Source organism: Companilactobacillus huachuanensis (genome assembly GCF_005404815.1).
GTDB lineage: Bacteria > Bacillota > Bacilli > Lactobacillales > Lactobacillaceae > Companilactobacillus > Companilactobacillus huachuanensis.
Genome location: NZ_BJDF01000001.1, coordinates 15,734 through 38,966, shown reverse-complemented (window position 1 = coordinate 38,966; position 23,233 = coordinate 15,734). Strand labels below are relative to the sequence as shown.

Below are 23,233 nucleotides of genomic sequence, written 5' to 3'. Positions count from 1 at the left end.
ATCAGAATAATTTAATTCAAAGAGGGCCATTATTATGTTGAAATTCGGCAAGAAAATAAATTACAGACCACTACTTATCAGCCTACTAATCGCTGCATTACCAGCAGTTGCAGCAGGAGACTCTTTTAAATCGTTTTTTTTAGGACTATTAATCGGACTACCATTTTTTCTATATGTTTTCTTTGCCTATTATTTCCCGAATATACCGACTTTATTCGTATATTGGACATCTGATACCGATGAGATTAAATATTGTGACATTCAGACCTGGAAATATCGTCTCTTAGGTATGGTGGATCCATTCGCTGCTAAAATGGTGACTATCAAAAAAAGCGACATTAAATTAGCAACGGTAATTGGTGATCTGAGTACCAATTATGAAATGCCCATGGCGATTCCTTTCGGAGCCGGGCCAGCAGTTCTTTCACCAGTTCTATCCATGATTCATCATCCAGATAGTGTCGTCTTGACTCTAAAAGATAATTCAACAATTGAATTGAGTGTTGCTCGTGATTATGCTTATAGTCGTGACGATACGCTTGATAAACTTGATGCTTTCTTCAAAAGTCTGGGAACTATTCCCGTAAAAGCAAAGATACCTGAAGATAGAAAACATCTTTCAACTCCTACCGTCTGATTCTTATCGTTATAACGGTCTCAGACATACTTGCAACCGATAAGTGCGTGCATTATTACCCTCATGATTCCTATAATTTAGTTGTAAACAAGGAAACCATTCATGAATGCATACTTCAAAAAAGGAAGGTAATTATCATGTTAAAATTCGGTAAGAAAGTTACTTATAGACCACTACTTGTTAGTATATTCTTTACGTTAATTCCACTTAGTGCGGCGATTAAATTTAATTGGCTCACTGCTTATTTACTTAGTATCCTAGTTTTCAGTGTTATTTTCTTCGTTTATTACTTATCAACTTTGCCTATGACGTTCAATTATTGGGAAGCTGACCACGATATGATCCGTTATAACGATACTCACAAAATCTCAAATCGACTTCAAATGATGCTTTTCCCATTTAAAAATCAATTAACAACTATCAATAAACAGGATATCCAATCAATTACTGTCACTGGTAAAATCGCTAATCCTGCAGAAATAACTGTTCCTCTACAAGTTACAGCTTACTACGCCATTTTGACGCCAATACTTTCGATGATAAAAAATCCGATTGACTTGGAATTAATCATGAAAGATGGTCAAACTATTAAATTAAGTGTTTCTCGCGATTATGCTTACGGCAGTAAAAAAACTATCGAAAAATTAAATCAATTCTTCGACAGCCTCGATGATGCTCAAATTAAAATCATCAATTACCCGAACCATAAAATCAGCTTTAACTGATGATAAAAATTAGCAGTTGTTATTTACTCGGAAATATTTCACCAAGTGAAAAGCAACTGCTTTTTTAGTGTTCCTGATTGAATAATAATAAATTTTTATCCTTATAGCGAAAGATTGAAAGATTAAAAATTGATGTGCCCATTGCTGTGAAAGTTCTAAATTCAATTTATTTACCAATTTATTTAAATAGTAAAAATAGTAAAAGATTACAATCGCAAAGATTACAATTGGACATTCTTATTATTAAAAAACTAGTTGGAAGAGCTGAAAGTATTCATTTGCAGCGAAAGTGGCGTTAGAACTTTACTCTTACACCACCGGGCGTGTTGGAGACTTACCGGTTCTGGGTAAGTCTTCAACCGAGATTCGAGACCGCCTTTTGGCTCGAATTGTACCGCGCAGCATATGAATACTTTCAGCTCTGGAAACGGCATACTTTTAATAATTTTAACAAAGAAATGCTTCTCTTATAATTTAAGAGAGGCATTTTTTGTACTTAGGATATCTATCAAAGAATAGGCTGTTTCAAAGCTAGTTGTCCGTTGTTTTATTTGTAAGATTTGGTCCCAAAGTCGACCTGTATAATCATTGAAAATCAATTTATTCGTATTACGCTCATGATTGACCTTACTAATGAGTTGATCAATTTTCTTATCAAAAAGCGAACCACGATATTGTTTCTCCGAGAGTTCTTGGACAGATAGCTTGATAAATTGCCCCATCTCTTGATTAATCGCTGATTCATTAATCTGTTTGTTAAATGATTCATCGAAATTCATCAATATCGATAGCAATAACTTCTGTTTAGAATATTCCATTTGTCTTTTCACCCGTATATAAATATAACTGATTTCCTTAATAATAGATATGCTTTAGCTCACTTTTCTCTATATCTGCCGCCTCCAGTCGCGAGAAAAAATTAATATAACCATTGTTGTTATAAGCCTAGGGCCAATTTATTTAATTAAGTGGTCTTTGTTTTATTGTTCCTGCCATTAAAAAAATAACTTCGTTGGAAAATCTGAGAGTATTCGTTTGTAGCAAAAGTGGTGTTAGGACCTTAGTCCTTACTCCATCCAGAGTATTGAAGGCCCGCGGATTTTGCTCTGCCTCAACTGAAGTTCGAGATCACATTTTGACTCAGATCATTCCGCGCAGCAATTGAATACTCTCAGCTCTGGAAACGGCATACTTAACTAAACTTCCAACCTTTAGGTGTATAATAAAACGTATACATTTTTATTACTTTGGAGATTATATATATGAATAAATTGTTTTATAAGACCATTAACTTTTGGTACGCTGTCGCTATGTTCGTTGTTGGCATCGTTTTTACCGCTCATTCTATTAAATCAACTTGGATATTAGTTGATGCCATTTTTTTCATTTCCGGTATTGTTTTCTTACTACTTAGCCTTTTCCGCAAACCTAAGCCTAAAAAAGATGACGATCAAAATCCTATTCTATAGGGTTTTGGTCGTTTTTTTTTCAGTTCCAACGGACAACATGAAGATGGAAAGTATCAATAAAATTGCACCGGTGATTCCAAACAATATAATCGGCGAAACTTTGTTGAATAGTATGCCAAAAACTGCTGTTCCAACTGGTGTCAGGACACTTACAGCTGAATTGAAAAAAGCATTTACTCGTCCTTGAATTTCAAACGGGATTTTCGTTCTGATATATATTGAGACTGGCATATTTATTGAAGTAACAGACATTCCTAAAATTAACATCGAAATTGCGTATACGAAAAAAATATTCAATTTTGTGAAAAGCGGTAAACAGAACAAAATAAAACTTGCTGTCGTCAATAATCCAAATATCCCTGTCATTCTGGTTAAACTGGTTTTGACATGCTTTACACTCCACAGAATGCTAGCCGTCAACATCCCCACTGCTGACAATGCTTGAACTATACCAAAGAGTGTTGTCTTCATATTAAACAAAGTAACTAACACATAAGGTATACCAACGTTAATTGCCGCCATACTGAAATTGGCTAGGATACCGAAAATTGCCATTGAAGTCAATATTTTGTCACTCTTAATAAATGACAAAGCTTCTTTTGAGTCCAAAAGTATCGATTGTTCCACGGGTTTCTCATTGACCTTAACAACTCCGGCAAAATTAAAATCAAGAAATAATATCAAAATTAAAGCCACGATTTCTCCAATAATATCCAGGATAAAGAAAGAAATCACTGGAATAACAGCGAACAAACTTCCGCCAAGAATTGGACTCACCAAACTTGCAATAATATTTACACCTTGCTCCAGCGCAATTAATTTCTGCTGATCAGCTGGCAATACAACTCCAGTGGTCGAGGCCTTATAAGCTGTGGATTGAAACGAATCACAAAGTTCCAACAACCCTGCCAAAACTACAATAATCGCTGGAAAATACGTCTTATTTCCAACAACAAATAGAAAATATGTGGCAATCGATAAGACTAAAGTACTGGAGATCTGCGCAATAATAACAATCCTTTTGTGATCAAAGTGGTCAACCAAGTGTCCGATGAATGGGCTAAAAATAAATGATAAAAATGGACCAATAAAAATTATCAATGAGAATAGGATACTGGATTTATAAAACTTGAGCACGTACATCCCCAAAGCAAACGTAAAAAGTTCACTAACAAAGGATCCTATAAATAAACTACTTGTCGCTAAAGATATTTGAACTCCCGATTTTACTTGTTTCCCCATAATAAGGACCCTTTTCGTATAAAGTTAGTACTGATTCGCCAAAATAAATTTGCAGACAATAAAGCATTCTAACTTTTCTCTAATTTTAAAGTTCGATCAACGGCTCTGATTAAATCAGCGTTTTGTGATAACCAAACCATGTGTAGATTATAATTCAATGAACAAAAAAAACAATTTTTTAATTTAATTAGAACGTTAATAATTTTCCGCTTTTTTAACAAGTACTTCCAGACGCACTGATATGACTAAACACATTTCAGACATTCGACCTTCTGATTTTTATAAAACAAAAAGCAGTTAATCTCAGAAATACCTAAGATTAACTGCTTATTCATTACCAGAATAAATGACTAATTCCAGTGCCTTTCCAGAAGCTCTGGTCATCCTTTTGAATAGCCTTTGCCAATAACATAAGATCCTGTGGAGCTTTATATTGATGTGTCATCAAGTAAGTAGAAACAACACCACCTAATTTTCGAACAACGCATCTAATTTCTTCTTCATCATTATCCAAATCTTTGTAAGCTAACATCAAAGCGTTGAACAATCCTTGGTCGCTCTTAACAGTTTCATCCTGAGCGGCATTATCAATTAATTTCATCAATTCATTTTTATCCATAATATTGCCTCGTATCATTTATTATCACAATACTACTAAATGTCACTCTTACAAGAATCAATATATCTTGAACACACTATTATTAAGTCCTGAACTCATATAATAAAGAAATAATTGAATAAAAAAGTAAAGATTGAAAGGTGAAAAACTAATATAACCATTGTTGTTACCGACCTAGAGTTAATTTATATAAATAATCAGGAGTTTTGCTTTATTATTCCTTTCATTAAAAAAACCAACAAGTTGGAAGAGCTGAGAGTATTCATTTGCAGCGAAAGTGGCGTTATTGCTTCAGCAATTACACCACCGGACGTGTTGAAGACTCGCGGGTTTTGCGAGGCTTCAACCGAGGTTCGAGACCGCTTCCCAGGCTCGGGCCGTTCCGCGCAGCAATTGAATACTCTCAGCTCTGGAAACGGCATACTTAACTAAACTTTCAACCTTTAGTTAAAAAGACAAACTAGCCTCCGACTGATGGTGGCATATTTCCAATCCCCAAGCTCAAGAAATCGTTTTCTACCTATTATATAGCGCAAAAAGCTCTTCCATGGTATTATTTATACAGCTTATCGAAAGGATGGTATTCGCAATCATGCGCTTAAAGACTGATATCATTTCAACCAATAAATAATAAATTGGCATTGTTACCCTGGGGTAATTAGTGCCACCAGGAGAGTTTATGACAGAATCTAAATTAACATATGAAAAAACGCGCGTTATCGTTGCCGGAGTTAGCCACCTACAGCCTGACTTTGAATATACGATGCAAGAACTAGCCGCTTTAGTAGAGGCTAACAACATGGAAGTGGCTGATACAATTATCCAAAACGTCAACAGCGTCAGTGGCAAAACCTACTTCGGTTCTGGTAAAGTCACCGAAATCAAAGAGATTGCCAACGCTGACGATGTGCAAATTATCGTTTTAAATGATGAATTGACACCTTCACAAATCAGAAACTTGGAAAAAGAAACAAAATTGATTTTTATGGATCGAACAGAATTGATCCTCCAAGTTTTCTCAAACCGAGCTCAAACTAAACAAGCTAAACTTCAAGTTGAAATTGCCAAAATGCAATATCAACTACCTAGAATTCACCCATCTGGTAATCCGCTGGATCAACAATCATCATCAGGCGGTTTAGCTAACCGTGGTGCTGGTGAATCTAAATTGGAATTAGATAGACGTGTGATCAGAAAACGTATCACTGCTTTACGTAACGAACTCAAAACGGTCGATCAAACAATTGATGTCCAAAGTAGACGTCGTACTAACACATCCCTTCCATTGGTTTCACTAGTCGGCTACACCAATGCTGGTAAATCAACGACCATGAATGGAATCTTGAATTTTAACAAGGACGACTCACAAGATCGCAAGGTTTTTGAAAGGGATATGCTCTTTGCTACACTTGATACCAGCGTTCGTCGAATTGACTTGGAAGATAATTCAAGTTTCTTACTGACTGATACGGTTGGTTTTGTTAGCAAACTTCCCCACAACCTAGTTGAATCATTTAAGACTACTTTGCAGGAAGCTCAAAACGCCGACTTGTTGATTCAAGTTATTGACGTTGCCGATGAACATTGGCAAAACATGATTGAAGTTACTGAGAAGACTTTGAAGGAAGTTGGTGTCGTTGATAAACCTATGATTTACGCTTTCAACAAAGCCGACCTCAAACCTGGCCAACAATTCCCTGTTATCGAAGGCGATAATATTTATTATTCAGCCATCGATAAGGAATCGATTGAAAAATTAGTTGATCTAATTAAAATAAAAGTTTTCAATCATTACAAACAAGCCGAACTATTGATTCCATACAGTGATCAGAAGGTCGCTGAAGAAATATTGAAAAATTCTCAAGTAATCAAAAAAGAGTTTACCAATGACGGTTCCTTGATCAGCGCTAATCTAAGCCCTGAAGAATTAGAAAGATTTAATAAATACATCCAAACAGAGGTATCTGATTAAGCAGATATCTCTGTTTTTCTTTGCATTTTTGTACAGAATGTATTATCATTTTATAAACATTAGAATTTTTCTAATTAAGGGTATTCACTTTTAATATTCATTAGTGTATTCTAAGAATAATTATTTTAGGGAGGATGAACAATGAATTTCAAGAAGAAGTATTTCTTTGCATTGTTACCGATATTTCTATTTGCATTAGTTCTGAGTGGTTGTGGTTCATCAACAGAAAAAGATAGTAATGATACTATTTCTATTAGTTCTAGTGATGTTATCGCCACAATGGATTCATCAATGAACACTGATGTTATCGGTGCTCAAAATATTACCAACACAATGGAAGGTCTCTACCGTTACGATGGTAAAGAATTAAAGCCTGCCATTGCCAAAGAAATTGTTAAGCCAACTAATAATGGTAAAACTTATACATTCCATTTAAGAAAAACTAAGTGGTCTAATGGCAAGCCTGTTACAGCTAATGATTTCGTTTATGCATGGCGCAGAACCGTTGATCCTAAGACAGCCTCACAATATGCCTATATCTATACTGGTATCAAAAATGCTGACAAGATCAACGCCGGTAAGAAGCCAGTTAATACTTTAGGTATTAAAGCTTTGGACAAATACACTCTCCAAGTTACTTTGGAGGATGCTATTCCTTACTTCAATACATTGATGGCCAGTTCAACCTTCTTCCCTCAATACAAACCTTCAGTTGAAGCTGCAGGTAAACAATACGGATTAAAGAGTGCCGGCATGGTCTTTAACGGACCTTTCAAACTGGTTAACTGGAATGTTTCAAACAACAGCTGGACTGAAGTTAAGAACAAGTCTTACTGGAATGCCAAAGCTGTTAAATTACAGACAGTCAAATATTACGTTGTTAAGGATGCCAATACTGGTCTTAACCTTTACGACACTAACCGAATCAACCGTCTTGAAAAACTCGGTGGTGACACAGCTCGTCAAGTATCCAACTACAAGACTTTCTCACTTGATAAGCAAACAGCTAATTTCTATCTTGAACTTAACCAAAAGAAATATAAATTCTTCCAAAATGAAAAAATCAGACAAGCTATTTCAATGGCTATCAATCGTAATCAATTAACAAATAACGTCCTTGGTAAAACTGGTGGTATTGAACACACACTTGTCCCAGTTGGTATGTCATATAATCCAACAACGAAAACTGATTTCACTAAAGAAAAAGTTCTCCAAGCTTCTAACAAGTACACTGAATACAATCCAACTGAAGCTAAAAAGCTTTGGGCCGAAGGTATTAAAGAAACCGGTCAAAAGAACTTGAGTTTCACACTTCTAGGTGATGATACAGACAATGCTAAGAAGCAAAACGAATACATTCAAGGTCAACTCGAAAAGAATTTACCTGGTTTGAAGATTACTTTATCAAACGTGCCATTTAAATCACGTCTAGACAAATCAACATCAGGTCAATTCGATATCGTTGTTACTGGTTGGAACGCCGATTATCCAGATCCTGTTACATTCTTGGATATCTTTACAACTGGTAATTCACAAAATAATGGTAAGTACTCAAATCCTGCTTACGATGCTTTAATTGAGAAATCTAAAACTACTGATGCGACTGATGAAGACGCCAGATGGCAAGATCTCTTGCAAGCAACTAAGATTTTAACTGACGATCAAGGAGCTATTCCTTTGTATCAGTCATATCAAGCTAACTTAACTAGATCTAACATCAAGAATTATCAAATGACTCCAAACGGTAGTTACAACTTAGTTACTGTTTATAAAAAATAATCATAGGTGAGGGAGATTAAATAATGACTAAATATATTCTCAAAAGAATACTTTATTTATTCTTGACCCTGTTCATCATCGCTTCCTTAACATTCTTCTTAATGAAAATGCTTCCTGGTACACCGTTCTCTAACCAGAACCGTATGTCGGCAGATCAATTGAAGATTGTTAAAGCACAGTATGGATTGGATCAATCAGTAGGTGTTCAATATGTTCGTTATATGGTCGGTTTGTTACATGGTAACTTAGGTACATCCTTCCAATTCAACAATGAACCTGTTACAGCTTTAATCGGTCAAAGACTTGCTCCATCAATGCAAATTGGTGCTCAAGCAATGATTGTTGGTACGGTCTTTGGTATCTTACTTGGTGCCGTTGCCGCTATTCGTAAAAACACATGGGTTGATACTCTTGCAACATTCATCTCTATTCTCGGTTTATCAATTCCATCTTTCGTTCTAGCTGTTCTATTACAGTTCTACCTAGCTTATAAATGGAAGATTTACCCAGTTGCTCTTTGGGACAACTTCCAATCAAGTATCCTACCAACATTAGCTCTATCGGCTTTACCTCTAGGTACTGTCGCCCGGTTTATGAGAACCGAGATGGTTGATGTTATGAGTAGTGATTACATCGAATTAGCCAAATCAAAGGGTAATTCAAGTTGGAGAGTCGTTGCTAAACATGCGCTACGTAACTCTTTGATTCCAGTTGTTACAATCATCGGTCCTATGGCTGTTTCAGTTATGACTGGTTCAATGGTTGTTGAAAATATTTTCTCGATTCCTGGTATTGGTGAACAGTTCGTTAAGTCGATTACAACTAACGATTACCCTACTATCATGGGACTTACAATCTTCTATTCATTCTTATTAATCATAGTTTACTTGATTGTCGATATCCTTTACGGACTAATCGATCCAAGAATTAGACTAGGAAACGGAGGTAAAGAATAATGGAACAAATCCCTCAAATTCCGAAGGAAAAATTTAAATTAGTTCATGATGAAAACAATGCTGAACAAGAAAAGATCAGTACACCTTCATTGACATATATGCAAGATGTTCGTCGTCGTCTGTTCAAAAATAAAGTTGCGGTCGTTTGTTTGACCCTACTTTCAATTATTGTTTTAATCTCAATCTTTGCCCCTGTTATCGCACCACACGATCCCAACGCACAACAAGTTACATTGTCTAACCTACCTCCTAAATTAGGTAACTTAAATATCCCTGGTATGAATGGTTATCAAAATATGGGTGGCAAGATGGTTGATGCTTACAAACAAGCAGGTGCCCCTAAAGGAACATCATTCATTCTTGGTACTGACTACCTTGGACGTGATCTACTTTCAAGAATTATCTACGGTACTCGTCTATCACTAGTCGTTGCTGTACTTGCTACTCTAGTTGACCTTCTAATTGGAGTACCTTATGGTATCGTTTCTGGTTGGAAAGGCGGCAAAACTGATACATTCATGCAACGTATCGTTGAAATCGTTTCTTCAATCCCTAACTTGATCGTGGTTATCTTAATGATGATCGTTCTAAAACCAGGTTTGACATCAATTGTTATTGCGATTGCCATTACTGGTTGGGTTACAATGGCCCGGCTGGTCAGAGCGCAAACCTTCCAGTTAAAAGAGCAAGAATATATTTTAGCTGCTAGAACTTTGGGCGAACCTTCAATGAAAATTGCTACAAAACACTTGATTCCTAACTTGTCTTCAACAATTATTATTCAAACAATGTTTACAATTCCGAATGCCATTTTCTTCGAAGCTTTCTTAAGTTTCATTGGTATTGGTATTCCTGCACCAAATGCATCATTAGGTACACTTTTATCAGATGGTCAAAAAGCCTTCAGATTCTTACCATATCAGATGTGGGCTCCAGCTATTATCTTGAGTATTATCATGATTGCCACTAACTTACTTGGTGATGGTCTACGTGATGCCTTTGACCCACAATCATCTGATCATTAACTAAGGAGAAATCGAAATGGATAAAATTCTAGAAGTAAAAGATTTACATGTCGACTTTGATACCTATAATGGTACCGTCCATGCAATTCGTGGTGTTAGCTTCCATTTAAATGCCGGTGAAACCTTAGCTATTGTCGGTGAATCTGGTTCTGGTAAGTCCATCACAGTTCGTTCAATCTTACAATTATTAGCTTCAAATGCCACTATTTCTAAAGGTGAAATCCTCTATCACGGGGACGATCTTTTACAAAAGAGTGAAAAAGAAATGAATAATATTCGTGGAAACAAAATTTCCATGATTTTCCAAGATCCCATGACTTCGCTTGACCCTACAATGACAATCGGAAAACAAGTTGCTGAACCACTCTTGATTCACAACAACGTTTCCAAAAAAGATGCCATGAAACGTGCTGAGGAAGTGCTTCGCTTAGTTGGTATTCCTAATCCAGCTGCCAGAATGAAGGACTACCCCCACCAATTTTCTGGTGGTCAACGTCAACGTATCGTTATTGCAATTGCTATTGTTGATTACCCTGAAATTCTTATCGCCGATGAACCTACAACTGCCTTGGATGTTACAGTTCAAGCAGAAATCATTGATCTTTTAAGAGAATTACAACAAAAAATCGGTACTGCCATTATCTTTATCACCCATGATTTGGGTGTTGTTGCTGGTATCGCTGACCGTGTAGCTGTAATGTATGCTGGTCGTTTCGTTGAATATGGTTCAGTTGAAGATATCTTCTATAATCCTCAACATCCATACACTTGGGGACTTTTGGATTCAATGCCTACTCTTGACACTAATGAAGATGCGCGTTTGAATTCAATTCCTGGTACACCACCAAACCTATTGGATCCACCAAAGGGTGATGCCTTTGCACCACGTAACGCTTACGCTATGCAAATTGATGAAGAACAACAGCCTCCTTTCTTTAAGGTCTCAAAGAACCACTTTGCAGCCACTTGGTTGCTTCATCCAGATGCACCAAAAGTTACACCACCCGCAGCGATTCTCAATCGTTTCAAAAAATTTGAACAGTTAGGAGGCAATGCTAAATAATGGCAGATGAAAGAGAAGTAATCGTATCCGTAAAAAATCTCAAACAATATTTCAACATTGGTAAACCTAACGAAGTCAAAGCTGTCGATGATGTTTCCTTTGATATTTATAAAGGCGAAACTTTTGGACTAGTTGGTGAATCTGGTTCTGGTAAGAGTACTACTGGACGTAGTATTATCAGACTTTATAATCCAACTGATGGTCATATCTTCTTCAATGGCCAAGATATTAGTAAAATTAAAGCTCATGGGCCTAAAATGAAGGAATTCCGTCGTGAAATGCAGATGATTTTCCAAGATCCTTATGCCTCATTGAACCCTAGAATGAAAGTTAAGGATATTATTGCTGAAGGCCTTGATGTTCATGGTTTAGTTAAGAACGACCAAGAGCGTGATGCTAGAGTCCGCGAATTGCTCGACATGGTTAACTTGAATCCTGAACATATGACACGTTACCCTTATGAATTCTCTGGTGGCCAACGTCAACGTATCGGAATTGCCCGTGCTTTGGCAGTTGATCCCCAATTTATTATCGCCGATGAACCTATCTCAGCCCTTGATGTTTCTATTCAGGCTCAAGTTGTTAACTTGATGCAAGATATCCAAAAGAAACAAGGTTTGACTTACTTATTCATCGCCCATGACCTTTCCATGGTTAAATACATCAGTGATCGTATCGCTGTTATGTATCGTGGAAAAATTGTTGAGTTGGCAGATTCCAATGAGATTTACAATAATCCCTTGCACGCCTATACTCAAAGTCTCTTATCAGCTATTCCGGTCCCTGATCCAGAGATTGAAAAGAGACGTACCAGAATTGATTTTGATCACAAGAGTCCCTTCAAAGATGATCAACGACTACAAGAAGTACTACCTGGCCACTTCCTTTATTGCAGCAATGAAGAAGCGGCTACATATAAAAAATAGAACCCTGGTGATGCGTGCAGACATTGCCTGATTCTATTACGTCTGACAAATCCAAATCCAATACCAAATAAATATTATTTTACATAAGAAAAGAGCTAGCCTTGCGGCCAGCTCTTTTTGTATTTGTCTCTTTCATAAGCTATTCTTCCTTTTTTATTCATTTAAAATTCTTTTATATATCAGGGGGGAAGGAGATATATTTGAAAAAATCTGTTTTATCTTTTAAATTTTTATTATCGATTTAAAATGGTGCTTTTATAGCCTTCCGAGTTACCTCTTCGTTTCTTGACTATGCTTATATAATAACGGGAAAATATGAAGTAATCGTTTGGAAACTTCGAAAGAATTACTAATTAAATGTGAAGAAAAATTGTTATCTGTTGTGTTCACTGCCGCCGAAGGTTTAGAGGAAGAAAGCCTGCTGTGGGACCGGCTCGAGCCTGGGGTGCGGTCTCGACCCTCGATTTTGAGCCGAAAACCTCGTCTCAAAATACGTCCTGTGCTGTAATGGCTAAAGCCATAACAGCACTTTCACTGCGGGCTTTCTTCCTCTAAACCTTTGGCTATCTTATTATTTAAAATCTCATATATAATAAATATTACAATTTTCACTTCACTTAACATATGTATCATTATGGGTCGATACCAGTTAATCAATTATTAACTGAATGTTGAAAGGTGAAAAAGTGATATAGCTATTGTTGTTACAGTCATAAATTCAATTTATTTAAATAGCAAAAAGATTACAATTGGACATTCTTATTATTAAAAAACTAGTTGGAAGAGCTGAAAGTATTCATTTGCAGCGAATGTGGTGTAATTGCTTCAGCAATTACACCACCGGGCGCGTTGAAGACTCGCGGGTTTTGCGAGGCTTCAACCGAGATTCGAGACCGCCTTTTGGCTCGGATCGTACCGCGCAGCATATGAATACTTTCAGCTCTGGAAACGGCATAATTAACTAAACCTTCAACCTTTAGAAAACAACAAAAAAATCTACTAATTAAAGTAGATTTTTATTTTTAGGATATTTACGGGGAATAAATATCGAACTGTTTTTAGGAAATTAACTTTATATCTATAGGGGGGAGATATGAAAGTTTCATTTATGTGTTTATAAGGGGGTTAAACATTTAAAAATAGATTATTTATATAGGGGTTTATTTCTATTCATGTGTAAAGTGAGTGTTATCTAAGAAAATAATTTCTTACGGGGGTTTCCAATTTCATAGGGTCACTTCTTTCAAATAAATTCTTTTATATATATCTATTAGGGGGGAGATATATTTTTTAGTTTTTTAATAAGGGATTTCAATATTTTAAGGGATTAAATTAATTCATGTTATTCAATTTGGAAATGAATTGTTTGTTCATCCGGTCACCTCTTTGTTCCTTTGTTATTTGACTATGGTTATATAATAACGGGAAATTATGAATATATAGTTTCCAAAGTACGAAGTAATTAATAACAATGTATGAAGAAACTATGACTTACCGTCTCCATCATAGCAAGTATGCAGATCATAATGAATCTGCGGCATATCCCGCACTCCCACCTAAGACTAATTACCTGAATTAGAATTAATTCTGGCTTATACTTTAATTAGTAAATTTATCAAAAGAGAGGCGTCATATTATGAAATTAACTAAAGATCAAAAGGTCGATTTGAAGGCAGCACTTGTGGCTGGAACGGCCGCTGGTATCATCTCAGGTTTTGTTAAATTAGGTTGGGAAAATGTTTTGCCTCCTCGGACTCCAGAACGTGATGCTGTAAATCCTCCACAGACTTTGATGGAACAAGCAGGGATTCCTAAAAAAATCACTCGTGGAACTTACACTTACTCTGGTCACCAAATGCCTTGGGCCAGCTTTTTGATGCATTTTGGCTTTTCAACTTCTTTTGCTATTATCTATGAGGTCCTTTCAGAATACGCACCATTTATCCGAAAGGGTTCTGGTGCCATTTTCGGTCTAGCAATTTGGGTCGCCTTTCATATTGGAATCATGCCAATGATGAAGACAGTCCCATCTGCTAAAGATCAACCTACTGAAGAACACATTTCTGAAGCTCTCGGTCATATCGCTTGGATGTGGACAAACGATATCGTTGGACGTGAACTCTATCGCCGTTTAACTACGCAAAAATAGGTCTTCCTACTAATGAATAGATGGAAAACCTCGTTAACTGAACGAATCAGTTATGGACTAAGCGACGCGGCAGACAATTTAGTTTTCCAAATGATGACCACTTATCTACTTTTCTTCTACACCGACGTTTTCGGTCTGACGGCTAGTGAAGTTGCAATTCTTTTTGTTGTAGCCAGAACCGCCGATGTTTTTGAAAGCTTACTTATTGGAATTATGATCGACAATACTCATTCTAAATGGGGTAAAAGTCGACCATTTTTCTTATGGTATTCATTTCCTTACGTAATTTTTGCTGTCTTAACCTTTGTCACTCCCAATTTCCTACCACACTCAGGGAAATTACTTTGGGCCTATGTCACTTACCTAGGTCTGGGATTCTTCTACACCGCTGTTAACTTACCAATCACATCGATTCTACCCACTATGACTGACAATGAACAGGAAACAACTCTCCTGGGCGTTATCAGGCAATTCTTTGGTAGTTCTGTTCAAATTATCGTGGCAGTCTTTACCATCCCTCTAGTAGGCTTATTTGGTAAAGGTGATCAGCAAAAAGGATTCTTAGGAACTATCATCCTCTTCAGTATCATTTCACTCATTTTGATACTGAATACTTTCTTCCATGTTCGTGAACGCTATACGAATAAAGAAATCAGTCATCAACCACTTTCTGAAGTTTGGAAAATGTTGCGGCAAAATAAACCTTGGATCGTCATTTCCATCGTTATCTTCCTATATTGGTTAACGACTGCTATTAAAAATCAAACAACGATTTACTATTTCAAATATATTATTCACAATGAAGGACTCGTTTCACTAGCCAATAGTTTTACATTAACGGCTTTAATTGGTGTCGTAGCAATCTACTTCGTCTCGGCTAAATTAGGTAAGAAAAATACCATGCTTTTAGGCATCGTGACAGCTTTCATCGGTCAAATAATCATTACCTTTGCGGCTTATACAGAAAACTTACCAGTTTTATTTACAGGTATCTTTATCAACTGTATCGGTGGCGGATTTATTATCGGACTAGTTTCAATTATGATTGCTGACACGATTCGTTATGGTACTGCTATGGGTATTCAAGCTGAAGGTGTGCTTGCTTCAACTGATGACTTTGGCGTTAACTTAGGACTAGGATTAGGTGGTCTGATCACTGCCGAATCACTCCAGATGTCAGGTTATGTCTCCAATAAGACCCAATCAGCTCAAACTATTGCCGCCATTAATTTAAATTACGCATTAATCCCCTTAGTTTTATACGTCATCATGTTCTTAATTCTTTTGGGATATAATGAAACTAAAATTAAAGAAGCTATTTCGTAAAGAAGGTTTAAAATGCAACAAGAATCGCTTTTTGCAAATCAAAATAACGATGACAATTCACCTCTAGCTAATCGGGTTCGTCCCACGACACTAGAGGATTTTGTCGGCCAACAACACTTAATTGGCAAGGATAAAATTCTTCGTGACATCATTGATCAAGATAATATTCCTTCATTAGTTTTTTGGGGACCTCCGGGGGTCGGTAAAACTACCTTGGCCGAAATCATCGCCAAAAAAACTAAATCTAATTTCATCACTTTTAGTGCTGTCACTAGCGGTATCAATGATATTAAGAAAGTCATGAAAGAGGCTGAAATGAATCGAGAGATGGGACAAAAGACAATTGTCTTTATCGATGAAATCCATCGGTTCAATAAGGCACAACAGGACGCTTTTTTACCATTCGTTGAAAAAGGTAGTATCACCCTAATTGGGGCAACCACTGAGAATCCATCCTTTGAAATCAATTCAGCCCTCTTATCCCGTTGCAAAGTTTTTGTTCTCAAATCTCTAACAACTGAAGATCTAGTCCAGTTAATACAAAATACGTTAAAGAATCCCAAAGCCTTTCCAAAATTAAAAGTTGAACTAGATAAAGATACGTTGGAATTGATTGCAGCTTATGCCAATGGCGATGCCCGTGTGGCTCTAAATACATTAGAAATGGCCGTTATTAACTCGGAAACAAAGGACAAAGTCGCTCAAGTAAAATCCGACGACGTCCGGCCATTATTAAATACAAAATCTCTTCGTTATGACAAAAATGGTGAAGAGCATTACAACATCATCTCAGCTTTACATAAATCAATGCGTAACAGTGATACCGATTCGGCCATCTATTGGGTCATGAGAATGCTTGATGGTGGCGAAGATCCACTCTATATCGCACGTCGCCTAGTCAGATTTGCCAGTGAAGATATTGGTTTAGCCGATACTAACGCTCTAAACGTTGCTATCAATGCCTTTCAAGCTTGCCAATTTCTGGGAATGCCCGAATGCAATGTCCATTTAGTGGAAACAGTTATCTATTTGTCAGTTGCTCCTAAATCGAATGCAGTTTATAAATCCGTCCTGGCCGCCGAAAAAGACATTAAAAAGTACGGCAACTTACCAGTACCATTACAAATTAGAAATGCTCCAACTAAGCTGATGAAAAACCTTGGTTATGGTAAAGATTATGAATTAGCTCATAACTATGAAGATAAATTAACGAACATGAAAACTATTCCCGAAGAAATCAAGGATAGCCAGTACTACCATCCAACTGAACAAGGTAAAGAAAAATTATTCAAGCAACGGTTGGAATATATCAACCAGTGGCATCATAAACGCGACAACGAATAATTAGAAAAAGAAGTCATTTTTTCACTCAAGAAGATAGAAGTATTTCAACAATTATTTTTAAAATATTTGTGTCAATAGCTAAATATTAAAACTAACAAAAAAGAGTTGTATCACACCTAGCCCCTAATTATTTGGTTCTTTAAGTGTGATACAACTCTTTTTGTCTGTAATTTTCCTATAATCAAAATTTAAAAATCTGACTTCATCAGAAATAATTCTGACTAATAAAATTAGTCGGAAGGGCTGAGAATATTTACTTGCTGTGGGTGTGGCGTCACGGCTTTAGCCGTTACACCACCGGGCGTGTTTGGAGACTTTCCGGTCTATGGAAAGTCTCCAAACCGAGATTCGAGACCGCTTCTAAGGCTCGGATCGGTCCGCATAGCAAGTGAATATTCTCAGCCCTGGAGACGGCCTATTGCCTATTCGAATGGATATTTCATGCCCCAATCATTTCTGACATCATTCAAAATATGTGCAACATCATGCGATAAGGCCAACTGTCCATCATCATGCCCGTTATCAATATATCTTTGCATGTCGCTAACCTCATATTGGAGAGCCTTCTTATCGTCACCAGCAACAATCTTATCAGTAGTTTGGGTATGAGCATCAATAGTGTACGTTATATCAGCTTCAGTTGCTCTTGGATAATTGCTAATTTCAATATAACCCTTAGTTCCAGAGATAACACCTCGTTTTGGTTGTTTGGCTCTCATTGACAAAGCCATAACTGCCATCTGTTCGTCATCGTTTTTCAAAATAATCCCAGATTGCTCATCAACTCCTGTTTCAAAATACTTTACAGTTGTCAAAATATTGGTTGGTTGTTTACTTAAAAAACTTCTGGCAAAGGCCGTTGCATAACCACCAATATCCAGCAATGCCCCACCAGCTAATTCTTTATTGAAGAAGCGATTTTTGGGATCATAATCTTTCAAGCTGCCAAAGTTTACTTGAACTAATTTGACTTGACCAATTTTACCATCAGCAACCATCTGCTTAACTTGAGCATAAAGGGGCATGTGTAATAAGGTAAAACCTTCGGTTAAAACCAAGTGTTTTTTAGCGGCTAAAGCTTGAACTTCATCGAATTGTTCAGCGTTGACCGTGATAGCTTTTTCACAGAAGACATTTTTCCCTGCGTTTAGAGCCTCTTTAATGTATTGATAATGATAAGTATGTGGTGTTGCAATATAAATTACGTCAATATCTGGATCATTGATCATCTCACTTGGGTCCGTAAATTGATGTTTGATACCTTTTTCAGCAGCAAATTTGGCCATTTGTTCAGCATTCATATCAGATACACCATAAATTTCACCGTTGACCACGTTCAAAGCATCAGCCATTTCATGTGCAATCCAACCTGTTCCAATCATTCCCCAATTATATTTTGTCATAATTACAAATCTTCTTTCTTAATATGTTTTACATCCGCATCTGTTGCTAAAAGAACATCGGTTACTACATCTTTGAAATATGATGTTCCCAAAACTCCTGTCATTATTGCCAATCTCTCATTTATTGAATCAATTTCTGACCAGCTTTCAAAATTACAATCAACTAATCCATTGCCATTAGGTGTACGGACCATGCCAGCCATATCTTGTGACTGGCGAATTTTAGCTTGGCCTCCTAATTGTTCAACTACCCTTATAACTTGCGGAATAGCCAACTCCAAAACTTCCAGTGCTAACTGCACTTGAGGGTTTAATTCTGTCGTAAAACGTTCCATCGGAGCCATGATGATGTAACGATCCGCCAAGTTAGCATATAGTCTTTCAAAAGTATGAATCCCACCATTGCTCTTCAATACATTTAAATTCTGGTCGATACTGTCACAGCCGTCAAAAGCCAAATCAAATTTTGTTACTTGTTCCAAAGGTACAACAGGGATATTCAGTTCCTGACAAAGCCCTATAGTCTGTTCCGAAGGACTTGACACCCTAATAGCTGACGTATCCAAAGCATGAATCAAACGCCCAACTGTTCTACCGCCACCAAAACTAACAGTCATCCCAGGTTTGATCATTGTTATCGCCGATTCGATTAATTTTTCCATGTTTGCGTCCTCATAAGAAATATATTTTCATATTTATTAATTATCTGAAATTCATTTTCATAATAAGACAAAAAAAATATCCTGTCAAGCAGGATACTAAATTTTACGATCAGAAATTAATTCTTCATGACGAGCTATTTTGTCTAAAGTGTGGCTATCTTTACCAATAAGTAGTAGAAAAATTGCTTCAATCAAAGTTGAGGCAGCTATTCTGGAGAAATAATATTCTGATTGAAAGATTTGTTCACGGACATAGGTTTTTAGATGAAAATCGGCCTTTTGAGCAATAGGTGAATCTTCACGATTAGTAATTGCTATAACCTTGATTTGTTGCTTCTGGGCGACTTCTAATTGTTTCATCAAGGATCTAGATTCACCTGAATTAGAAATAATAATTAAAATATCTTGTTGATCCATATTTAAAGTTTGGGCTAATGACGTTTCAAAAGTTGCATCACTAATCGCTAATAATCCAATTTGATTGAATTTATAAACCGCATCAATTGCAACTGGATAAGTATTCCCTTCTGCAACCACCTGAATCAAACGAGCCTTCTTAATAACCTTCAATACATGATTAAGTTCGTCAGTATCTAATCTCTTTAAAGTATTATTAATTTCAATATTCTTATTATATGCAATATTATTCAAATTTTTTTGTACATCATTATCAATTGTCACTTCTGCTTTTTCATTTGTTGAAACCTGCGCTAATCGAGTTTTTAACTGGTGAAAGCCATTAATATCCAAATTTTTACAAAAGCGTGAAACAGATGCTTCACTTACAGCAGCTGTCTGTGCAAGTTGAGAAATCGTAAAATCAACTACGGCCTTAGGTTGTATTAAGACAACTTGAGCAATTTTTCTATCAGTCTTAGACATTCTTGGTAATTTATTATAAATGATATCAATTATATTTTGCATAGTTTTACCTCTATTCACTATTCTATCAAATTTTAGACAACAAAAAAGCCCGCTAGTAAGCAGGCTGATGCGATATTTAATAGTATGATAAATATCAACTTCTTTCTTTTTTAAGATCAACTACGGGGGAGTAGTTATCTTTCATTTAACTTCTTTATCTATTAGGGGGGAGATATATGAAGTTTAAGTTTATTTATAGGGGATTAAATTTTATTTGTATATATGTTTTAAGGGGGTTATTTCTATTCATTGTTTTCAATAATTATCTTTTTAAAGGGTTGTCTCTATTTGGGGCTTTATCTTTTCATTGATTCACCTCTTCCTCTCTTTGACTATGTTTAAATAATAACGTTAAAATACGAATTAATTTATAACAAATTATGAAGAATTGGTGAATTCGGTTTTCTTCTCCGAAACTGGGAACAAGTATTCACCTGCTATGCGGACCGATTCGAGCCTGAGGTACGGTCTCGAATCTCGGTTTGAAGCCTTACCATACGGTAAGTCTCCAAACTCGCCCGGTGGCGTAAGAGCTAAAGCTCTAACGCCACACCCACAGCAGGCGAATCCTTGTCCCCAGTTCCTCCGACTCATTTTTAGTTGCAGTGTATAAAAATAGTCCTTATATTTACTTAAACTAATTGAATCATATTGACCTTATGCGTTCAAAGATATATACAAATATCCTTAAATTCCATCAGATACATTAAAGAAGGTCAAAGGACAAAATCATTTTACAACCTAGCTTCCGGGTGACAGTTATGGAGTCTGCTATGAAGGTGGAGTTAGGACGAGCGCTTTTCTCGTTCTTACTCCACAGGACGACTTTTGAGACGCGGTTTTCGGCTCAAAATCGAGGTTCGAGACCGCACCCCAGGCTCGAACCGGTCCCATAGCGACTCCATAACTGTCACCCGGAAGCGGCATTTTTAAAAATACAAACAAAAAAAGGACTGCCCTTTTCTTTCGGACAGTCCAACGTGAATGATTTTAATTTTGAATGTGTATTATAGAACTTTAACAGCGAATGAAGGCATGAAGTAACCTGAGATTGTTGAAATCTTAACTGATTCGCCTGGTTGTGGTGCAGCGATGTATTGGTTGTTACCTAAGTAGATACCTACATGGTAAGTTGAACCTTTGCTACCCCAGAATAATAGATCTCCAGCTGATGCTTGAGAAACTGCTTCTTGTGTACCGGCACTTTCTTGAGCTACTGTATATGAACCAATGCTCTTACCAGTTGCTTCTTTGTATACGTATGATGTGAAACCTGAACAGTCAAAGCCTGAAGGTGTCTTACCACCCCATACATATGGTGTACCTAAGTATTGTTTAGCAGTACTGATAACACTGTCAGAAGTTGCGGCAGTATCTGATGATGAAGCTGATTCTGTAACAGCAGCCATATCTGTAACGTCACTAGCGTTAACCCATTCACTTGCACCTACAAGATACCATGTGTTGCCTTGATCATCCTTAACTGCTTGGCCAACAGCCCAAGCTGTATTAGCTGACAATGCACGACCAGAATTTTTGCTATCTGATGATGGTGTTGCGTAAAGTGCTGCAGTTGTCTTTGTACGTACAGCTGAAGGTGCATCAGATAGAACTTGTGAAGCAGCCTTTGTTGTAGAAGCGTTTGATAGACCTAAACCTGTAACTGCCAAAGCAGCAGCAGCTGTAAATGAAATAAGACTCTTTTTAACGTTAGTATTCAAAATTGAAATCCCCCGTAGTGGTTTGTTTTTTTTATTTTTTAAATTTTTCTTAATTATTAATTTCTTATCACTCAACGTTGACTATATTACTCTCTGAATATTGCAGAAATGTTACAGCAATTGTATAAGAATGTTACACTTTGTAGTTCACAAAGTAATAAAGCTCTAACTGCATATATACCAGCAGTTAGAGCTTTATTGTGAAAAGTCATTTTAATTGATTTTTTCAATATTCAGTATTTTGTTAACGCTTTCCTTAGTTATTTCTATGTTATTATTAGTAATTTTATAACATTTACCCCTTAATTCACTCGGAATATTGAGATCTCGATGGAATTCATCACTATTAATTCGAGCTTTTAATCGATTGATATCATCCCCGCGACCAGCTAAACGTTTCGTCACAGTATCCAAATCTACTTCCAGAAAAATGACAACAGCCTGGTCACCATACTTCTCTTTATAAGAAATTGCTCCCTTAGTATCGACAACAATACTTGCAGCATCATATTTTTCCCAAGTTTTATTGAGACTTTCTTCAGAAGATCCATACCAGTTACCACTAAACTCAACCCGTTCAAGATAATGATTCTTTAAAAAGCTATCTTTCGTCTCAAAATGATAGTCTTTGCCATCTTTTTCGCCCACACGTGGTAATCTAGTAGTATGAGTTATAACACTCGGTATATGATAGGTATCTTGCAAATATTTACTAATTGTTGTTTTCCCAGTTCCACTTGCTCCAGTGATAACAATAATTTTTTTATCCATTATAGGACTCCTATGTTTGAAATATTTCTTCTACTATATTATTATACTAGTCTGTTAAGTAATTAATCCGAGGAGAATTTAACTATGAAAATAGAAGACTTACAAGTTGGTACTGTTTACGATTGCTCCGTTGATGAAGATATGGATTACCCATTCCAAGGAAAAGTTGAAAAAATTTACGAACATTCAGCTTTGATGGAAATTGTCCAAAACGATCCTAAAGACAATACTAATAAAACAGAATTAAATAACAAAATCGTTGTAAGTATCAAGAAAATCAAAAAAGCTAAATAATTTCATAAAAAGAAGCTGGTCATATAAAGTGATCAGCTTCTTTTGTTTTATACATATATAATGCAACCTACAGATGTCAGTTTATTTCAAAAACATCACTTAAAATACGGCTACATTTTTAAGACTATGGTTTAATTATTTAAAGCCAGATTTAAATAATCATAAGTATTCGTTTCATTGTTCCCACCATTAAAGAAATAAACTAGTTGGAAGAGCTGAGAGTATT

At 36.3% G+C, this 23,233-nt stretch carries 21 protein-coding genes; 13 read left to right on the top strand and 8 right to left on the bottom strand.

What is annotated here, in order from left to right:
- Nucleotides 1-34: 34 nt before the first annotated feature.
- Nucleotides 35-637, top strand: a complete 603-nt coding sequence (locus tag FFM71_RS00180; RefSeq protein WP_137610162.1) for a hypothetical protein — start codon at nt 35-37, stop codon at nt 635-637.
- Nucleotides 638-774: 137 nt separating this feature from the next.
- Nucleotides 775-1,362, top strand: a complete 588-nt coding sequence (locus tag FFM71_RS00175; RefSeq protein ID WP_137610161.1) for a hypothetical protein — start codon at nt 775-777, stop codon at nt 1,360-1,362.
- Nucleotides 1,363-1,829: 467 nt separating this feature from the next.
- On the opposite strand, the gene FFM71_RS00170 is transcribed toward FFM71_RS00175, so the two are convergent.
- Entirely contained in the window at nt 1,830-2,180 is a 351-nt protein-coding gene (locus FFM71_RS00170) for a hypothetical protein (protein WP_137610160.1), read from the bottom strand.
- Between the two features lie 444 nt (nt 2,181-2,624).
- Here FFM71_RS00170 and FFM71_RS00165 point away from each other — a divergent pair, with 444 nt between their 5' ends.
- Nucleotides 2,625-2,831 (top strand): hypothetical protein, encoded by a 207-nt coding sequence (locus tag FFM71_RS00165; protein WP_137610159.1) that lies wholly within the window; start codon nt 2,625-2,627, stop codon nt 2,829-2,831.
- On the opposite strand, the gene FFM71_RS00160 is transcribed toward FFM71_RS00165, so the two are convergent.
- A complete protein-coding gene (locus tag FFM71_RS00160) occupies nt 2,826-4,073 on the bottom strand; it encodes an MFS transporter (RefSeq protein ID WP_137610158.1) in 1,248 nt (415 codons plus the stop codon). The two genes, FFM71_RS00165 and FFM71_RS00160, sit on opposite strands and share 6 nt — an antisense overlap.
- A 334-nt stretch (nt 4,074-4,407) precedes the next feature.
- Nucleotides 4,408-4,692, bottom strand: coding sequence for a bacteriocin immunity protein (locus FFM71_RS00155; RefSeq protein WP_171000419.1), 285 nt, complete (start codon nt 4,690-4,692; stop codon nt 4,408-4,410).
- 679 nt (nt 4,693-5,371) lie between these two features.
- Here FFM71_RS00155 and hflX point away from each other — a divergent pair.
- The 9 genes from hflX (at nt 5,372) to FFM71_RS00110 (ending at nt 17,232) form a co-directional block, all read left to right on the top strand.
- Nucleotides 5,372-6,664 carry a GTPase HflX gene (hflX, locus tag FFM71_RS00150; RefSeq protein ID WP_137610156.1) on the top strand — a complete coding sequence of 431 codons (1,293 nt, stop codon included), beginning with the start codon at nt 5,372-5,374 and terminating at the stop codon, nt 6,662-6,664.
- A gap of 141 nt (nt 6,665-6,805) precedes the next feature.
- Nucleotides 6,806-8,443 (top strand): peptide ABC transporter substrate-binding protein, encoded by a 1,638-nt coding sequence (locus FFM71_RS00145; RefSeq protein WP_137610155.1) that lies wholly within the window; start codon nt 6,806-6,808, stop codon nt 8,441-8,443.
- Between the two features lie 23 nt (nt 8,444-8,466).
- Nucleotides 8,467-9,399, top strand: a complete 933-nt coding sequence (gene opp3b, locus FFM71_RS00140; RefSeq protein ID WP_137610154.1) for an oligopeptide ABC transporter permease — start codon at nt 8,467-8,469, stop codon at nt 9,397-9,399.
- Complete coding sequence (locus tag FFM71_RS00135) at nt 9,399-10,424, top strand: ABC transporter permease (RefSeq protein ID WP_137610153.1); 1,026 nt, start codon at nt 9,399-9,401, stop codon at nt 10,422-10,424. Before opp3b ends, FFM71_RS00135 begins: the two co-directional genes overlap by 1 nt.
- 16 nt (nt 10,425-10,440) lie before the next feature.
- The gene (locus FFM71_RS00130) at nt 10,441-11,487 is read left to right on the top strand and encodes an ABC transporter ATP-binding protein (protein ID WP_137610152.1); all 1,047 of its coding nucleotides are present in this window, start codon (nt 10,441-10,443) and stop codon (nt 11,485-11,487) included.
- The gene (locus FFM71_RS00125) at nt 11,487-12,413 is read left to right on the top strand and encodes an ABC transporter ATP-binding protein (protein ID WP_137610151.1); all 927 of its coding nucleotides are present in this window, start codon (nt 11,487-11,489) and stop codon (nt 12,411-12,413) included. Before FFM71_RS00130 ends, FFM71_RS00125 begins: the two co-directional genes overlap by 1 nt.
- 1,636 nt (nt 12,414-14,049) lie before the next feature.
- A complete protein-coding gene (locus FFM71_RS00120; RefSeq protein ID WP_137610150.1) occupies nt 14,050-14,562 on the top strand; it encodes a DUF1440 domain-containing protein in 513 nt (170 codons plus the stop codon).
- Nucleotides 14,563-14,574: 12 nt separating this feature from the next.
- Nucleotides 14,575-15,888: an MFS transporter gene (locus FFM71_RS00115; RefSeq protein WP_137610149.1), complete on the top strand. Its 1,314-nt coding sequence runs from the start codon at nt 14,575-14,577 to the stop codon at nt 15,886-15,888.
- A gap of 12 nt (nt 15,889-15,900) precedes the next feature.
- Nucleotides 15,901-17,232 carry a replication-associated recombination protein A gene (locus FFM71_RS00110; protein ID WP_137610148.1) on the top strand — a complete coding sequence of 444 codons (1,332 nt, stop codon included), beginning with the start codon at nt 15,901-15,903 and terminating at the stop codon, nt 17,230-17,232.
- 422 nt (nt 17,233-17,654) lie between these two features.
- On the opposite strand, the gene FFM71_RS00105 is transcribed toward FFM71_RS00110, so the two are convergent.
- The 5 genes from FFM71_RS00105 to FFM71_RS00085 all read right to left on the bottom strand — a co-directional run bounded on the left by FFM71_RS00105 (nt 17,655) and on the right by FFM71_RS00085 (nt 22,713).
- A complete protein-coding gene (locus FFM71_RS00105; protein ID WP_137610147.1) occupies nt 17,655-18,635 on the bottom strand; it encodes a Gfo/Idh/MocA family protein in 981 nt (326 codons plus the stop codon).
- Between the two features lie 2 nt (nt 18,636-18,637).
- Nucleotides 18,638-19,297, bottom strand: coding sequence for a ribose-5-phosphate isomerase A (locus tag FFM71_RS00100; protein ID WP_137610146.1), 660 nt, complete (start codon nt 19,295-19,297; stop codon nt 18,638-18,640).
- A gap of 96 nt (nt 19,298-19,393) precedes the next feature.
- Nucleotides 19,394-20,221 (bottom strand): MurR/RpiR family transcriptional regulator, encoded by an 828-nt coding sequence (locus tag FFM71_RS00095; RefSeq protein ID WP_137610145.1) that lies wholly within the window; start codon nt 20,219-20,221, stop codon nt 19,394-19,396.
- A gap of 1,007 nt (nt 20,222-21,228) precedes the next feature.
- A complete protein-coding gene (locus FFM71_RS13535; protein ID WP_223876437.1) occupies nt 21,229-21,942 on the bottom strand; it encodes a C40 family peptidase in 714 nt (237 codons plus the stop codon).
- Nucleotides 21,943-22,155: 213 nt separating this feature from the next.
- Nucleotides 22,156-22,713, bottom strand: a complete 558-nt coding sequence (locus tag FFM71_RS00085; RefSeq protein ID WP_137610144.1) for a guanylate kinase — start codon at nt 22,711-22,713, stop codon at nt 22,156-22,158.
- Nucleotides 22,714-22,797: 84 nt separating this feature from the next.
- Here FFM71_RS00085 and FFM71_RS00080 point away from each other — a divergent pair, with 84 nt between their 5' ends.
- On the top strand, nt 22,798-23,007 hold the full coding sequence (locus FFM71_RS00080; RefSeq protein ID WP_137610143.1) for a DUF2187 domain-containing protein: 210 nt from the start codon (nt 22,798-22,800) through the stop codon (nt 23,005-23,007).
- Nucleotides 23,008-23,233 lie beyond the last annotated feature (226 nt).

Bases quoted from the DNA above. Each gene is read 5' to 3' on its own strand.
- FFM71_RS00095 (WP_137610145.1), bottom strand. From the start codon at position 20,221: ATGCAAAATATAATTGATATCATTTATAATAAATTACCAAGAATGTCT.
- FFM71_RS00155 (WP_171000419.1), bottom strand. From the start codon at position 4,692: ATGGATAAAAATGAATTGATGAAATTAATTGATAATGCCGCTCAGGAT.
- hflX (WP_137610156.1), top strand. From the start codon at position 5,372: ATGACAGAATCTAAATTAACATATGAAAAAACGCGCGTTATCGTTGCC.
- FFM71_RS00160 (WP_137610158.1), bottom strand. From the start codon at position 4,073: ATGGGGAAACAAGTAAAATCGGGAGTTCAAATATCTTTAGCGACAAGT.
- opp3b (WP_137610154.1), top strand. From the start codon at position 8,467: ATGACTAAATATATTCTCAAAAGAATACTTTATTTATTCTTGACCCTG.
- FFM71_RS00170 (WP_137610160.1), bottom strand. From the start codon at position 2,180: ATGGAATATTCTAAACAGAAGTTATTGCTATCGATATTGATGAATTTC.
- FFM71_RS00085 (WP_137610144.1), bottom strand. From the start codon at position 22,713: ATGGATAAAAAAATTATTGTTATCACTGGAGCAAGTGGAACTGGGAAA.
- FFM71_RS00145 (WP_137610155.1), top strand. From the start codon at position 6,806: ATGAATTTCAAGAAGAAGTATTTCTTTGCATTGTTACCGATATTTCTA.
- FFM71_RS00125 (WP_137610151.1), top strand. From the start codon at position 11,487: ATGGCAGATGAAAGAGAAGTAATCGTATCCGTAAAAAATCTCAAACAA.
- FFM71_RS00100 (WP_137610146.1), bottom strand. From the start codon at position 19,297: ATGGAAAAATTAATCGAATCGGCGATAACAATGATCAAACCTGGGATG.
- FFM71_RS00130 (WP_137610152.1), top strand. From the start codon at position 10,441: ATGGATAAAATTCTAGAAGTAAAAGATTTACATGTCGACTTTGATACC.
- FFM71_RS00180 (WP_137610162.1), top strand. From the start codon at position 35: ATGTTGAAATTCGGCAAGAAAATAAATTACAGACCACTACTTATCAGC.
- FFM71_RS00135 (WP_137610153.1), top strand. From the start codon at position 9,399: ATGGAACAAATCCCTCAAATTCCGAAGGAAAAATTTAAATTAGTTCAT.
- FFM71_RS00115 (WP_137610149.1), top strand. From the start codon at position 14,575: ATGAATAGATGGAAAACCTCGTTAACTGAACGAATCAGTTATGGACTA.
- FFM71_RS00175 (WP_137610161.1), top strand. From the start codon at position 775: ATGTTAAAATTCGGTAAGAAAGTTACTTATAGACCACTACTTGTTAGT.
- FFM71_RS00165 (WP_137610159.1), top strand. From the start codon at position 2,625: ATGAATAAATTGTTTTATAAGACCATTAACTTTTGGTACGCTGTCGCT.
- FFM71_RS00110 (WP_137610148.1), top strand. From the start codon at position 15,901: ATGCAACAAGAATCGCTTTTTGCAAATCAAAATAACGATGACAATTCA.
- FFM71_RS00105 (WP_137610147.1), bottom strand. From the start codon at position 18,635: ATGACAAAATATAATTGGGGAATGATTGGAACAGGTTGGATTGCACAT.
- FFM71_RS00080 (WP_137610143.1), top strand. From the start codon at position 22,798: ATGAAAATAGAAGACTTACAAGTTGGTACTGTTTACGATTGCTCCGTT.
- FFM71_RS00120 (WP_137610150.1), top strand. From the start codon at position 14,050: ATGAAATTAACTAAAGATCAAAAGGTCGATTTGAAGGCAGCACTTGTG.